Source organism: Mesorhizobium sp. M7A.F.Ca.CA.004.04.2.1, assembly GCF_004022825.1.
GTDB lineage: Bacteria > Pseudomonadota > Alphaproteobacteria > Rhizobiales > Rhizobiaceae > Mesorhizobium.
The window spans coordinates 1-1799 of the sequence record NZ_RZPH01001145.1 but is presented as its reverse complement, the minus strand read 5'-3'; the positions used below and the strand labels follow the sequence as shown (position 1 = coordinate 1799).

1 protein-coding gene is annotated in these 1799 nt (G+C 55.8%); it reads right to left on the bottom strand.

Annotated features, from left to right (window positions below; all coding sequences use genetic code 11):
- Positions 1–87: 87 nt before the first annotated feature.
- Positions 88–1799 (bottom strand): EAL domain-containing protein (locus tag EN893_RS32265; protein ID WP_128362104.1); only part of this gene is annotated, 1712 nt, incomplete at its 5' end.

The following is a 1799-nucleotide window of genomic DNA, read 5'->3' as shown; positions in this document are numbered from 1 at the left end:
GTAATAACTCTACCGTCCGAAACGGCTTTCGCGCGTCAGGTCCACCCCACATGAAAGTTCCGCGAGCAGCACGGACGGAGAGGCCGGTCACAACTCCTTCGCGTGCTCTTTTACTACCGAATCAAGTGCCAAATGGAGAGGCACTGCCTTAGAGAACAGGAAGCCCTGCGCGGTTCTGCAGCCAAGCTGGTACAGAGTTTGCCGATCTGCCTCTGTTTCAACGCCCTCGGCCATGACCTCGATCCCGAGCGTCCTACCAAGATCAATCACCGCTTTGACAAGCAGCCGATTCTCCCGGGACTTGGCTAAGCCGCGAACGAAGCCCTGATCTATTTTCACCTTCCTGATCCGACTGTCCTTGAGCGATGCCAACGTCGAAAAACCGGTGCCGAAGTCATCGAGCGCGATAGAAATGCCAGCATGTGAAAGCCGGGCGAGCTTTTCATCCACTCTGTCCGGATCCACTGGGGCTTCTTCGGTAATCTCGATGTCGAACATCGTTGCAGGGAGGTCTTTTGCCGCCAGACCATTAAGAATCATCTCGTCAATATCGCCAGCTTCCAACTCGCACGGTGAAACATTCATCGCCACACGAACATCACGACGGTCAGCTTTGACCAAGCCCTCGATAAGAGCGCAACAGTCGGCGAATACCGTTTGAGTTAGCAGCTGAAGCATTCCAGTTTCGCGTGCCGCTGTCATGATCTCGGGCGGAGAAATGGGACCGTGAAGCGGGTGAGACCATCTTAGCAAGGCTTCAAAACTGACGACGGCTTCAGTTTCGAGTCTTACGATTGGCTGAAACCAAGCGACCAAGCTTCTCATCGTTATCGCCGAATGAAGATCGCGTTCGATTGACTGGCGGCGTTGCAACTCCCGGGCTAGCTCGGCATCGAACAGACAAAATTCATTCCTGCCGCGGCGCTTAGCTGTGTAAAGGGCGATGTCGGCCCGCAACAACATTTCCGTTAGTCCGGGGTTTTCAGCCAAGTAGATTCCTATAGACGCTCCAATGCGGACTGATGCGATCCCAGGATAGGGGCGAGCAAGCTTGGCTATGAGATTGGACGCGAGATTGGTGGGAGAAGGAGAATTCTTTCGCGAAGAAAAAACCAGCACGAATTCATCCCCACCGATGCGGGCGAGCGTTGAGCCCTCCGGTGCTTCTTCCTCTATTCGGCGGGCGATCCTGGCAAGCAGCTCGTCACCCGTTCTGTGACCGTAGGTATCGTTGACAGATTTGAACCCGTCCAGATCAATCAGCATGGCCACAAAGGGTCCATCGGTGTTCTCAAACTGATCGATTGCATGTTCGAGGCCCCGCCTGTTGAGGAGCGCGGTAAGATGGTCCTCCCTGGAATTGCGCTCCATTTCCGCGGCAAGCCGCTCGGCTTGATGTCTCAGGCGGCTCGCGTCACGGAAGCGCGCTTGTCCAACGAACGAGGATCGAACCAGGCCGCCCTCGAAAAGCAGGACGGCAAAAGCCAGAATGTAGTTTTCCGGGGCTCCCTTCGTCAGCAAACATGCGGCGGCAATGAGGAGTGGCGGTGTGATGAAGCATATCGCTGCCGCAGCATATGAGCTGCCGTACGTGACCGCGCCAGCTGAAATGCCCGCCAGAATTATTAGATGCAGCGATGCTTGAGACGTCGTGTATCCAGCCGTTAGGACGGCAAGGAATGACCAGGTGAATCCCGCCAGAAGAGCAAGCCTGCCAAACCAGCGAAGCCGCAGCCAAACCCGTGTCAGATCATCCTGGACTCCGGGTTCCTTCAGCTGATGACGGGCGAGTGCAAGGC